The following is a 13,103-nucleotide window of genomic DNA, read 5'->3' on the forward strand; positions in this document are numbered from 1 at the left end:
CCTCAGTTGGCCAGCGACAACGTCACCGGTCCGCCACGTTCGTCGATACGATCGAGGATGCTGGACGGGACGCGGAACACCCGTCCTGGCGAGGCGGGCCAGGGGAGGGTCTTGCGCCCTACGATATTGCCGTCCTGGCGGGCAACGACCTTCGGGAGGCGGACCAGTCGATCGGTCCATAGCAGGAGGCGGTGCCTGGCGGGCGCCGGGTCGCCGGGGCGCACCAGGTTGGGTGCCACCCAGCGCAGCGGTGCGTCGGCAAGAATGCGAACTGCATTGTCGCTGAACCGATTCCCCGTGAGGTGGGCGCGAACCTGGTCGGCGACGTGGTGGCCGTCGAGGGCAGCGATGTCGGCGGTGTCGACGGGGTGTAACAGGTTGCCGATGGCGAAGACACCCGCCCGACTGGTCCGTAATGCGGTGTCGACCACGGGACCGAGTGTTCCCGGGTCGATGTCCAGGCCGGTGCTGCGGGCGAGCTCGTGGTCGGGAATCCAATCACCGGTCAGCACGACGGTGTCGCAGTCGACGATGCGGCGTTGTCCGGTGCGGAGATCCTCGACCTCGACACCGGTGACTGCCGGCTTGCCGATGATCCGCACGACCTTGGTGCGCGTGGCGACCTGCAATCCCAGCAACGGTGTACGGCCGGCCAGGTTGAACAGGCCGTAGGACTCCGGTGACGGGTATTCGGTTGTCATGAGCACGGTTTGGCAACCGACGTGCTTGAGGGTCAGGACGGCCGAGTAGCTCACGAGTTCGGCGCCGACGACCACGGCGCGGCGCCCGACGGTGCGATGTTTAAGGTGCACGGCGTTCTGCAGCAGCCCGGTGGTGTAGATGCCGGCGCCGCGATCTCCGGGGATCATCCGCGCCGCGCGCGGGCGCTCGCGGGCACCGGTGGCCAAGACGATCGCCCGTGCGGTCAGGGTGTGGCGCCCCCGGGGCGAGGTGAGTTCGAGGGTGTGGTCATCGGCCCAACCGGTGACCATGGTGCTGGTCCGGATCGTCGCGCCCGCGTTGCGCGCGTCGGTGGTGAGTCGCCGTGCATAAGCGGGTCCGCTGATGAACGTCTTGCGATCCCGCAGGCCGTAACCGGGATGATCGCTGTGGCGGGGAATCCCACCTGCCTCTGACTCGCGTTCCAGGACAACGACATTCAACACACTGTTGCGCGCGAGCTCGGTGGCGGCGGTCAGCCCTGCCGGACCGGCGCCGACGATGGCGACGTCGACCGCTTCGGTGGTGGTCATCGCCTGCTCTCCTGGCACGTTTCACGTTCGAACAACGCCTGCACCTCCGCGCCACAGAAGAACGCTTGGCAGCGGCCGTTCATCACGCGGGTGCGCCGCCGCAGTCCTTCCAACGCGGTGGGTGGGATCACCGAATGGCAGGCGTCGCGAATCTCACCCTCGGTGACGCGTTCGCAGAAACAGACAATCCGCCCGTATGCGGGGTCGGCCTCGATGGCCTCGGGCAGCTGGTAGGGACGGGGGAACGCCTCGCCGAGGTTCGGCATCCGTGGGGGATCCGGCAACGCGGCCTTTGGTGTCATGACCAAGCCGGCCTCGGCGAGTTGATCGCGAACGTATTCGGCCACCGCCATACCGGCGGTGAGACCCGTGGACCGGATACCGCCGACGAGCAGGTAGTGCTGCGCAGGGTCGGCTTGAATCAGGTAGTCGCCGTGGTCGATGGCCGCGCGCAGTCCGGAATAGGTGGCGGTGACCTCCTCGTCCAAGAGTCGCGGCATCAGAGCCCGGCCCTTGCTCAGCAGGAAGTCGAAACCGGCCTCGGATGTGCCGGTGGCGGTGCGGTCGTGCAAATCTTCGGAGGTGGGGCCGAGCATCACGTTGCCGTAGATGGTGGGGCTGACGAGGACACCCTTGCCGCGCGACGTCGGCACCGGCAGCACGATTTTGTTCACCAAGGTGCGGGCGAGTTTGTCGTACACGATCAGTTCGCCGCGGCGCGGGGTGACAGTGAAACGCTGGTAGCCGAAGAGTGCGTCGATGAGGTCAGCGCCGAGTCCCGCCGCGTTGACGATCCAGCGTCCGGCGACGTCACCTTGGGTGGTGTGCAGCGTCGTGGTGTCAGGCCCGATGTCGACGCCGTCGACCCGATGGTCGGTCAGCAGCACGGTGCCGCGGTTGACGGCGTCGGTGGCCAGCGCCAGGTTGACCGTCCACGTGCAGATGATGGATTCGTCGGGAACTGTCAATCCACCGAGGGCGCCCGGCCCGAGGTCGGGGATGTCGGCGTAAACGGCTGCGGCATCGATGATCTGGCAATGCTGATAGCCATTGGCTTCCGCCTTGGCCTTCAAGTCGGGCAGGGCGTCCAGCTGCTCCTGGTCCCAGGCGACCAGGATGGCGCCGGTGTGTTCGACCGGTATGCCGGTGTGCTCGGCATAGTCGGAGAGCAGGTGGTATCCACGGTGCACCAGCTCCGATTCCAGGGTGCCGGGCTTGGCGTCGAAGCCGGTGTGCAGGATCGCGGTGTTCGCCTTGCTGGTGCCGTCACCGACGTCGTTGCGGGCTTCGATCAGCGCCACCGAGAGCTGGTGCCCGGACAGTTCACGCGCGATTGCCGATCCGACGATGCCGGCGCCTATGACGACGAGGTCGTAGGCGGTGGGGGTGGTCATAAATGCTCCTGGGTGAGATACGTGGTGGCGGCCAGATCGCGCCACCGATCGCGAAACTCGTTGGCCTGCGGTTGAGTCCAGCTTGGTTCGTAGGTCGCCGCGGGTGTCCACTCCGGGACCACCTCGGGCAGCGCCTGATTCGGGTGCTGGCTCAGACGGGCCAGTGCCGCCGCGCCAAGCGCGGTGGCGTGAGCGGACGGGTACACCTCGACCGGGATCTGGAGGACGTCGGCGCACGCCTGCATGAGGACCGTCGACTGGGTCAGGCCGCCGTCGGCGCGCAATGTGGTCAACGGCGTGGTCGTGTCGTCGTTGATGGCAGTGACCAGCTCGGCGATCTGGGCGGCGATACCCTGCAGCACGGCCAGCACCAGGTGCCCGCGGCCCGTCGACAACGTCATCCCCGAAATAGCCGCGGTCGCTTGAGATTTCCACCACGGGGCGGCCAGCCCGGCCAGCGCCGGCACACACAGGACCCCGTCGTTCTCCGGCGCGGCGATACCGTCCATATCCTCGGCACCGCCGATGATGCCGAGTGAGCACAGCCACCGAACGGCGGAGGCCGCGGTGTACACCTGGCCGTCGACACAGAAGGTGTCCCGGCCGCCGATCCGCCAGGCCACCGAGGAGGTCAGTCCCGTCGTCGAATGAACACCGGTGGTGCCGGTGTTGGCCAACAGGAAGGCGCCCGTGCCGAAGGTACATTTGGCCATGCCCTGCTCGAAGCAGGCCTCCGCCAACAGGGCTGCCTGCTGATCGACGACAATCCCGCCGACTGGAATCTCACCGCCGAATGCGGTTGTCGTGCCGATGGTTTCGTCATTACCGACGATATCGGGCAGGCGTTCGCCGTCGAGCTCGAACAGCGCCAGCAGTTCGCGGCTCCACTCATGGGCGCCCAGGTCGACGGCAAGGGAGCGACTGGCGGTGGTGGCGTCGGTGACGAATGCTCCGGTCAGCTGATGCAGCAGCCAGGTGTCGGAGGTGCTCACCACTCCGGCGGTCTCGACGTTGCGACGCAGCCACGCCATCTTCGGCGCCGAGAAGTACGGGTCGAGCACCAGTCCGGTGCGGGCGGCCAGTATCTCGGCCGATCCACTCAAGGCCGCACACAGTGATTCGGCGCGGCGATCCTGCCACACGATGGCCGGGGTCAAGGCGCGGCCGGTGTCGGGATCCCACACCAGCACCGTCTCGCCCTGGTTGGCCAGCGAGACCGCCTCGATCGGGCGGCCGGCCTGGGCAACCGCGCCCCGGCCGGCCGTCAGGACCGAGTCGAGCAGTTCGTCCGGGCTCTGTTCGACGCCGCCGCCGTTGAGATACCGCGGATGCACCGGCACCTCGGCCAACCCCACCACCCCGTCGTCGGGGTCGACGACGATGGCCTTGGTACCCGACGTGCCCTGATCGATGGCCAGGACGGTCATCGCGGCACGTCCTCGGCGACAGCCCTCGCGCCGGCCGCCTGGTCGAGTTCGGCATCGATGGAACGCAATTCGGGCATCTTCAGCCCGTCGCGGCCGCGCGTGATCAGCAGGTAGCCCAGATAGACCGCGCCGATCGCCACCATCACCAAAACGTAGAGCCACGGTTGCCGGAACGACGCGTCGCGGAACAGCGACAGCGCGAACACCAGCCACGCCACCGCCACGACGATGATCGGAGCCTCCCACCGGCCGAGGCTGAAGCCGGCGCTCTGCGGCAGCTGACGCCGTTTGGCGATGTACAGCGCCACGGTGATGGCGTAGATCACGGCCGGCAGCAGAGTCGCCGCGGAGAACAGGATGAACAGCGCGTCGGTACTGGTGGAGAAGACGCCGAGGATCACCGCCGAGATCGTGGTCATCGCGATCGTGGCATTCAGCGGGGTCTTGGTGCGGGGGGACACCTTGTGCAGGGCCTGCCACCCGGGGAACCGCTGATCGCGCGACATCGCCCAGGTCAGTCGCACGCCGCTCATCACGATCACCAGACCGCAGGCGAAGATCGCGATGGCCACCAGGATCAGCAGGGCCGTGCCGACGAATGAGCCGAGGATGTCACGGATGACGTCGGCGATCGGAGTTCCCGACTCGGCCAGAGCCGTGGGGTCGTTGACGGCGGCGGTCACCACCAGCAGGAACAGGAAGCCGAGCACTCCCGAGGCCAGCACGGCCTGCCACATTGCCCGTGGCACAACGACTTCCGGTCGCTTGGTCTCTTCGGCCAGGTTGGCGGCGGATTCGAACCCCACGATGGTGAACGCGCCGAGCAGGAAGCCGAGCATCCAGGGCCCGGCCGCGGTCGCCGTGCCGAAGTTCCAGTAACCCTCGGCCGGGATGTCGCCGCGGGAGAACAAGTTGCCCGCCGACAACTTGTGGGTGATGACACCCACGATGAACAGCAGGACGACCAGTGCCACCATGCCGATCAGTTCAGCACTGACCGCGAAGTTGTTCACTCGTTCGGTCCACTTGGTCGAGACCGCGACCAGAAGGCCCTGCAGCAGCAGGATGGCGGCGGTGATCAGGAACGACGTCAGTGCTGTACCGGTGAAATCGAACAACGCGGGGACGACCGTCGCAGCGACGGTGTAGTCCACCGCGACGGCGACGATGGCCAGGAACGTGAAGGAGATCCAGCCGGTGATCCAGCCCAGGATCGGGTTGGCCAGCCGCGACACCCACTGATAGGCGTACCCGGTCACCGGGATGCGGGCGGCCAGGGCGCCGAGCAGCAGGGATACGGCCAGCTGTCCGACGATCACGATCGGCCACGTCCAAATGCCGAGCGGGCCAGAGCTTTTCAAGACGCTTCCGTACGTGGTGAAGATGCCGGTGGCAATCGAGACAAAGGCGAACGCCACCGCGAACGACGCAAATCGTCCGGTGGAGCGCTCCAGGGTGTCGGTGTAGGTGCCGGCGATGACGATGTTCTCGCTGGGCGGTGTGGAAGGATGGGTCACTGGATCGGTCTTTCTGACTGGAGACTGTTTCGGATATGAGGCTCGGTCCGGCGGGCGGCGCTGCAACGCCGCCCGCACCCGTTTGGTGAAGCGTTTCAGGCGGTGGCCGCGGTTGCGGGTCGCGCTGACAAGACCACACCTCCCGTCTCTTCGAAGGCCGCCGCGACTGCGGCATCGGTGCTTTGGTCGGTGATCAGGCCGTTCACCGCACTGAGCGGACAGACGCGATGCGGCGCGACCTGCCCGAGCTTGGAGGAGTCGGCCAGGATGTAGTTGCGCGCGCTGTTGGCGATGATCGTGCGCCGCACGTCGATCTCGTCGAGATGAAAGTCGGTGAGTCCCGCGCGCGCATCGACCCCGCCAGAGCCGAGCAGTGCGATGTCGGGATAGACGTCGGCGAAGAAGGCTTTGGTATGCGCGTTCGAGCAGGCCAGGTCTCCGGCGCGGACGCGTCCGCCGGCGAGCAGGACCTCGATGCCGGGACGGTCGGCCAGCTCGACGGCGACCGGGAGCGACGGCGTGATGACCGTGCCCGTGAATCCTCGGGGAATCGCCTGGGCGACCGCGACCGCGGTCGTACCGATGTCGAGGACGACGGTCTGACCGTTCTCCAGAAGTCCCACAGCGACTTTGGCCAGTTGCGCTTTCGCCTGATGCCGGATGACCGAGCGTTCGGTGTACGACGGTTCCATCGCTCGGCGCTGGTCCACCGCGGCAGCACCGCCGTGCACCCGGCGGATCACACCGCGTTCCTCCAACAGCGCGAGGTCTCGGCGCACGGTTTCCGCCGACACGCCCAGCCGCTGCACCAGGTCGTCAGTGCTGATCACCTGGCCGGAGCTGACCGCCGCCACGATCGCCTCCTGGCGCGCGACGGGAAGCACTCAGCTGACCGTTTCTGTGGATTTCTGACCGGACATGACTGCAAGTGTGGAGTGTTGTGTGTGTCACGTCAAGCGGAGGGCGCACTGACCACCGCGAGCAGACACAAAGGGTCCGCAACACGCCGGTTTTCGGAGGCGTTTGCGTCTGCTCGCGAGAGGGAGGTGACCCGTCAGTGCCGGCGCGACGGCGGCCAGGGCGGCTCGCCGCACAACGCCAGCAGCGCGTTCTCGATCACCTCCGGCAGCGCCGGGTGAATCCAGTACTGACCGCGGGCCATCTCCTGGCCGGGCAGCCCGAAACTCATCGCCTGGATCAGCGGCTGAATCAACGACGACGCCTGGTGGCCCATGATGTGAGCACCCAAAATCTTCCCGCTGTCCTGCTCGACGATGATCTTGGCGAAGCCGGTGGTGTCCTCCATCGCCCAGCCATACGCCACATCGGAGTAGTCCTGCACCTTGACGTTGATCTTGTAACCGGCTGCGCGCGCTTCGTTTTCGGTCAGCCCGACACACGCGATCTGCGGATCGGTGAATACCGCTGACGGCACGAACCGGTGATCGGAGTACATCAGCGCATCGGTGTCGTCCCAGTCCTGCAGCAGGTTGTGCCGCACCACCCGCGCCTCGTGGTTGGCGACATGCTTGAGCTGATAGTGCGACGACACGTCACCGAGCGCGAAAATGCCTCGTGCCGTAGTGCGTTGGTACTCGTCGACCGCAACCAGGCCGTTCTCGTCGAGCTTCACCCCGGCGTTGTGCACGTCGAGCAGGTCGCCGTTGGGCTTGCGGCCGGTGGCTACCAGAACGACATCGGCGGCGATTTCCGATCCGTCGTCGAGTTCGACGACGGTCTGCGAGCCGTCCAGATGCGCCCCGGTCATGTTGCGGTGGCTGCGAATCTCCCACTTCTTGCCCGCGATGTCGGTGTAGCGCTCGCAGATCGTGTCGTCGCAGTGTGACAACATCGCGGCGCCGCGGATGACGATCGTCACCCGGCTACCCAACGACGAGAACACGTGCGCGAATTCGGCTGCCACGAACCCGCCGCCGATGATCACCAGATGCTCGGGAAGCTCGGGGATGCGCATGATCGTGTCGCTGGTGTGAACATCGACTCCGCAGCCGGCGATCGCGTCGGGCACCATCGCCCGTGCCCCGGCGGCGATCACCACCTGATCGGCGGTGAACTCGTCGCCGGCGTCGGTGCGCAGCAGGTACCCGTCACCGCTGCGCCCGGTGAAGCGGGTATGGCTGTCGTAGACAGTCACATTCGGCGAGGAGCGTCGGTAGTTCTCACCGCCGATCGCCAGCGGGTCGATCCGGCCGAACACCCGCGAGACGATGTCGGTCCAGCGCACCCGGTCGATGCTGGCATCGATGCCGAACCGGGCGGCCTCGCGTACGGTCTGAGCCACCTCGGCGGCGTAGACAAACATCTTCGTGGGGATGCACCCCACGTTCAGGCAGGTGCCGCCGAAGACGCCCTGCTCGCAGATCGCGACCTTCTTGTCGGCGTAGCGCTCGTCGAGAATCGAGTTGCCCGATCCGGTCCCGATGATCGCAATGTCGAAGTGTTCCAACGAAATCCCCTTAACCCCGACCGGCAGCCGATGAGGCCGACGCCAGATGCGCACGATAGAAATCAAGCCAGCTGGACAGCTCGCGATAGGACTGCGCACGTGGTTCGGCCAGCGACAGGAACACATCGTGCTTGGCGTCGCGGATGGGGACGACTGTCGTGCGGTTGCCGATGCACCCCGCCCAGCGCGCGATCTGAGTGACGTCGAGTACCGCGTCGCCGCGCTGCATGGCCGCCGCGTCGGCGCTCTCGGTGACACTGTGATCCGAGCGCAGGATCAGGTTCGGCACACCGACATCCAGGCCGCGGTGCAACGTGGCATGGCCGCGGCGGATCGCGTGGATCCAGCCGAACGTCACTGGGAATCCGCCCAGCGGCTTCCACTGCAGGTTGTAGTCGAACTCGCCGTGGTAGTCACGGTGCAGCGTCAGCCCGTAGCCGCCCTTGCTTGTGCCGCGAACCACCCGCGTTTTGCGTACCCGCGACATGGCGCCGATGGCGGTCGACGTCAACCGGGTGCGCAGGATCGCCGGCCCGTGCAGATCCAGCCACGGGCTGTTGAGCACCAGACCGCCGATCGAGAGTGCCGTGGTCGCATGGCGGCGCCGCACCCGGTTGAGCCACAACGACACGATCAGCCCGCCGGCCGAGTGCCCGTACACCAGGATCGTGGCGCCGGGGTTCTCCGTCGCGATCACCGCGACTGCCCGCTCCAGCTCGCGGTCATAGCGGGCCAGGTCGGTGGTGAAGTGTGGGGTCTGGCCTTCGCGCCAGGACCGGCCGCACTTGTGTTGGTCGAGTGCATAGAACCGGAACCCGGCGCCGGTGAAGTGGTCGGCCAGTTCGGTGTTGAAGAAGTAGTCGGTGAATCCGTGTACCGCCAGGACGGCCTGCGCGGCCGGCTCGCCGTCCGCGCGGCGCACCAGCGTGGCGAACAGATCGCCCTCACCGTCGGGGTCCGGCCCCAACGCCATCGTGGCCTGTTGGTAGCCGGGAAGGACATCGTCGGCCCATTCGGCCTGCGCTGTCGTCACGGCACCTACCCTAACTGTGAGCAGGGCGGGGGTGTGGTGCTGGCGACTCTCGCGAATAAGTCAGTGTCGGGCGGGATAACCTGACTATCTAGACAGCTAGAGCAAAGGACGACGATCCGGTGTCAGATACCACCAAGACCGATGTCGTATTGGTCGGCGCGGGAATCATGAGCGCCACCTTGGGCGCGCTGCTGCGGATGGTCCAGCCGGACTGGTCGATCACGCTGGTCGAGCGCCTGGATGCGGCCGCCGCCGAGAGCTCCGATCCGTGGAACAACGCCGGTACCGGCCACTCCGCGCTGTGCGAACTGAACTACACCCCGGAAAAGGCCGACGGCACCATCGACATCGCCAAGGCCATCAACGTCAACGAGCAGTTCCAGGTCACCCGCCAGTTCTGGGCCTATGCCCACGAGCACGGAATCCTGCCCGACGTTCGCAGCTTTCTGAACCCCATCCCGCACGTCAGCTTCGTGCAGGGCGCCGAGCACGTCGACTATCTCCGCCGCCGACGCGAGACGCTGGTGCGCAATCCGCTGTTCGCCACGATGGAGTTCATCGACGACCGCGACGAGTTCAGCCGCCGGTTACCGCTGATGGCGAAGGGCCGGGACTTCTCCCAGCCGGTCGGCCTGAACTGGACGCAGGACGGCACCGACGTCGACTTCGGCTCACTGACCCGCCAGCTGCTGGCGTTCGGCACCGAGCGGGGCATGTCCACGCTGTTCGGGCACGACGTGCTCGACCTGCACAAGGAGTCCGGCGGCGGCTGGACGGTCAAGGTCCACAACCGGCGCACCGGCCAGAAGCGCAAGCTGTCGGCCAAGTTCGTCTTCGTCGGTGCCGGCGGCGGCGCCCTGCCGCTGCTGCAGAAGGCCGGCATCAAAGAGGCCAAGGGCTTCGGCGGCTTCCCGGTCAGTGGGCAGTGGCTGCGCACGGGCAACGCCGAACTGGCCGCCGCCCACCAGGCCAAGGTGTACGGGCTGCCGCCGCTCGGCGCCCCGCCGATGTCGGTGCCGCACCTGGACACCCGCGTCATCAACGGCCGTTCGTGGCTGCTGTTCGGCCCGTTCGCCGGCTGGTCGCCGAAGTTCCTCAAGGAGGGCAAGGTCACCGATCTGCCGTTGTCGGTGAAGCCCAACAACCTCGCCTCGATGATCGGTGTGGGTCTCACCGAGATGGGGCTGCTGAAGTACCTGATCGGCCAGCTGGCGCTCAGCGAAGCCGACCGTGTCGACAATCTTCGCGAATTCGCCCCCACTGCAAGGGATTCCGACTGGGAGCTGGACATCGCCGGTCAGCGGGTGCAGGTGATCCGCCGCGACTCCAAGAAGCTCGGGGTGCTCGAGTTCGGCACCACGGTGCTGGCGGCCGCCGACGGTTCGATCGCCGGCCTGCTCGGCGCCTCCCCGGGTGCCTCCACCGCGGTCCCCGCGATGATCGAGGTGCTGGAGCGCTGCTTCGCCGACCGCTACCAGAGCTGGTTGCCCAAGCTCAAGGAGATGGTGCCCTCGCTGGGGGTCAAGCTGTCGGAGAACCCGGATCTGTTCGGTGAGGTATGGGCGCACGGCACGAAGGTTCTCGGCCTGGAGAGCGGAACCCGCGCGGGCCGTGCTGCCCAGGCCGCCGGCCCCGACAGCACGCCCGTCGCTTCGGATTCCGGCGATCCGGAACCCGCGGGGGTGGTGTGACGGTCGCGTTGCGCCGCTCCTGGGCCAAGGACCTCGACGCGGCGACTCTCTATGAGCTGCTGAAGCTCCGGGTCGAGGTGTTCGTCGTCGAGCAGGCGTGCCCGTATCCGGAACTCGACGGCCGTGACCTGCTGGCCGAGACTCGGCACTTTTGGCTGGAGCAACCCGACGGCACGGTGATCGCCACGTTGCGGCTGATGGAGGAGCACGCCGGCGGGGAGAAGGCCTTTCGGATCGGGCGGGTCTGCACCCAGCGGGCCGCCCGCGGTCAGGGGCACACCACCCGGCTGATGCAGGCCGCGCTGGCCGACGTCGGCGACCACGCGTGCCGGATCAACGCCCAGACCTACCTCGTCGATATGTACGCCAACCACGGCTTCGTCGTCGACGGCGCAGAATTTGTCGAGGACGGCATCCCGCACGTTCCGATGCTGCGTCCGGCCGCACCGATCCTGGCCGAAAAGCCGTGAGCGCACCCGCTTTTCCATTCAGCGCGATCGTCGGGCACGACCAGCTGCGACTGGCTCTGATCCTGTGCGCGGTGCGCCCCGAAATCGGCGGCGTGCTGATCCGCGGCGAGAAGGGCACCGCGAAGTCGACCGCGGTGCGGGCACTGGCCGCGATTCTCGCCGAGGTGGATTCCGGGTCGCGGCTCGTCGAACTGCCGATCGGGGCCACCGAGGACCGGGTGGTCGGCTCGCTGGATCTGCAGAAGGTGCTGCGCGACGGCGAGCATGCGTTCTCGCCGGGCCTGCTGGCCCGCGCCCACGGCGGTGTGCTCTACGTCGACGAGGTCAACCTGCTGCACGACCACCTCGTCGACATCATGCTCGACGCCGCCGCGATGGGCCGGGTGCACATCGAGCGCGACGGAATCTCGCACTCGCACGAGTCGCGGTTCGTGCTCATCGGGACCATGAATCCCGAAGAGGGTGAGCTGCGTCCGCAGTTGCTCGACCGGTTCGGGCTGACCGTCGACGTGCATGCCTCGCGCGACGTGGCGGTGCGCAGTGACGTGATCCGCCAGCGATTGGCCTACGAGGCTGACCCGGCCGGCTTCGCCGCGCTGCACGCCGGACAGGACAGTGAGCTGGCCGCCCGGATCGCCGACGCCCGTGCGCGCGTGGCCGCGGTGACGTTGCCGGACGCCGAGTTGAACCGGATCGCGGCGCTGTGCGCGGCGTTCGACGTCGACGGCATGCGTGCCGACCTCGTCGTGGCGCGTACGGCGGTGGCGCACGCGGCCTGGCGGGGTGCGGATGCTGGGGCGAGCGAAGCGACGGGAAATATCGTCGTGACGAGTGAGGACATCCGGGTGGCCGCCGAGCTGGCGCTGCCGCACCGGCGCCGGCGCGACCCGTTCGACGACCCGGGTCTGGACCCCGCGCAACTCGATGAGGCGCTGGCCGCGACCGAGAGCGGTCCTGAGTCGGAGCCGGAGCCCGACCCCGATCCGCCCGGTGGTGGACAGCGCAGCGATGGGTCTGCGCGACTGTCTGCGCCGCAAGGTAATTCATCCTCCGCGCCGAAGCCGGCGGCGCCGCCCGCGGCGACGTTTCGCACCCGGGCGCTGACCGTTCCCGGCGTGGGGGAGGGCAACCCCGGCCGGCGGTCGCGGGCCCGCAACCGCTCCGGCGCGGTCATCAAAGCCACCGACGCCCCCGAGCAAGGCCACGGCCTGCACCTGTTCGCCACCGTGCTGAATGCGGCCGGCAACGGCCGGTTGCGACCACACCCTGAGGACATCCGCCGCGCCATCCGGGTGGGCCGGGAAGGCAACCTGGTGATCTTCGTGGTCGACGCCTCCGGGTCGATGGCCGCCCGTGACCGAATGTCCGCGGTGTCGGGTGCTGCGCTCTCGCTCTTGCGTGACGCGTACCAGCGCCGCGACAAGGTCGCCGTGATCACCTTCCGCCGGGACGGCGCGAAAGTGTTGCTGCCGCCGACGACGTCGGCGCATATCGCGTCGCGGCGGCTGACCCGGTTCGACACCGGCGGAACCACCCCGCTGGCGCACGGGCTGTTGGCGGCCCGCGACATCGTGGTTCGCGAGCGGGTGCGCGACCGCACCCGCCGTCCGCTGGTGGTAGTGCTCACCGACGGCCGGGCCACCGGTGGGCCGGATCCGTTGGGGCGCAGCCGTTCTGCTGCGCGCCGACTGGTGGCCGAGGGTGCCGCCGCAGTGGTGGTGGACTGTGAGACGTCCTACGTGCGGCTGGGCCTGGCCGCCGACCTCGCCGACCATCTGGAAGCCCCCATGCTGCAACTGGAGCAGCTGCGCGCAGACTATCTGGCACAGGCCGTGCGCCGCGCTGCCTGAG

10 protein-coding genes are annotated in these 13,103 nt (G+C 67.6%); 3 read left to right on the plus strand and 7 right to left on the minus strand.

The genetic code is table 11. The features are described from left to right. Positions 1–2 precede the first annotated feature (2 nt). From K0O64_RS10870 to K0O64_RS10900, 7 genes are all read right to left on the minus strand, one after another. Positions 3–1,253: an NAD(P)/FAD-dependent oxidoreductase gene (locus K0O64_RS10870; protein WP_220046362.1), complete on the minus strand. Its 1,251-nt coding sequence runs from the start codon at positions 1,251–1,253 to the stop codon at positions 3–5. Further along, positions 1,250–2,647, minus strand: a complete 1,398-nt coding sequence (locus tag K0O64_RS10875; protein ID WP_220046363.1) for an NAD(P)/FAD-dependent oxidoreductase — start codon at positions 2,645–2,647, stop codon at positions 1,250–1,252. The genes K0O64_RS10870 and K0O64_RS10875 overlap by 4 nt, the downstream gene beginning before the upstream one ends. Further along, a complete protein-coding gene (locus K0O64_RS10880; protein ID WP_220046364.1) occupies positions 2,644–4,074 on the minus strand; it encodes an FGGY family carbohydrate kinase in 1,431 nt (476 codons plus the stop codon). Before K0O64_RS10880 ends, K0O64_RS10875 begins: the two co-directional genes overlap by 4 nt. After that, positions 4,071–5,591 (minus strand): amino acid permease, encoded by a 1,521-nt coding sequence (locus K0O64_RS10885; protein WP_096311137.1) that lies wholly within the window; start codon positions 5,589–5,591, stop codon positions 4,071–4,073. Before K0O64_RS10885 ends, K0O64_RS10880 begins: the two co-directional genes overlap by 4 nt. Positions 5,592–5,686: 95 nt before the next feature. After that, positions 5,687–6,475 carry a DeoR/GlpR family DNA-binding transcription regulator gene (locus K0O64_RS10890; RefSeq protein WP_071945945.1) on the minus strand — a complete coding sequence of 263 codons (789 nt, stop codon included), beginning with the start codon at positions 6,473–6,475 and terminating at the stop codon, positions 5,687–5,689. Between the two features lie 170 nt (positions 6,476–6,645). Further along, a complete protein-coding gene (gene mtr, locus K0O64_RS10895; RefSeq protein ID WP_071945943.1) occupies positions 6,646–8,058 on the minus strand; it encodes a mycothione reductase in 1,413 nt (470 codons plus the stop codon). A 10-nt stretch (positions 8,059–8,068) separates the two neighbouring features. Next, entirely contained in the window at positions 8,069–9,031 is a 963-nt protein-coding gene (locus tag K0O64_RS10900; protein ID WP_071949951.1) for an alpha/beta hydrolase, read from the minus strand. Positions 9,032–9,210: 179 nt separating this feature from the next. On the opposite strand from K0O64_RS10900, the gene mqo reads away from it, so the two are divergent. Genes mqo through K0O64_RS10915 form a run of 3 tightly spaced genes read left to right on the plus strand, consistent with a single transcriptional unit; the run spans position 9,211 to position 13,102 of the window. Next, complete coding sequence (gene mqo, locus K0O64_RS10905) at positions 9,211–10,782, plus strand: malate dehydrogenase (quinone) (RefSeq protein WP_096311138.1); 1,572 nt, start codon at positions 9,211–9,213, stop codon at positions 10,780–10,782. Further along, a complete protein-coding gene (locus K0O64_RS10910) occupies positions 10,779–11,252 on the plus strand; it encodes a GNAT family N-acetyltransferase (RefSeq protein WP_071945939.1) in 474 nt (157 codons plus the stop codon). Before mqo ends, K0O64_RS10910 begins: the two co-directional genes overlap by 4 nt. Continuing rightward, on the plus strand, positions 11,249–13,102 hold the full coding sequence (locus K0O64_RS10915; protein WP_220046365.1) for a VWA domain-containing protein: 1,854 nt from the start codon (positions 11,249–11,251) through the stop codon (positions 13,100–13,102). The genes K0O64_RS10910 and K0O64_RS10915 overlap by 4 nt, the downstream gene beginning before the upstream one ends. The last annotated feature ends 1 nt before the right edge of the window (position 13,103 follow it).

The organism is Mycolicibacterium pallens (genome assembly GCF_019456675.1).
Classification (GTDB): domain Bacteria; phylum Actinomycetota; class Actinomycetes; order Mycobacteriales; family Mycobacteriaceae; genus Mycobacterium; species Mycobacterium crocinum.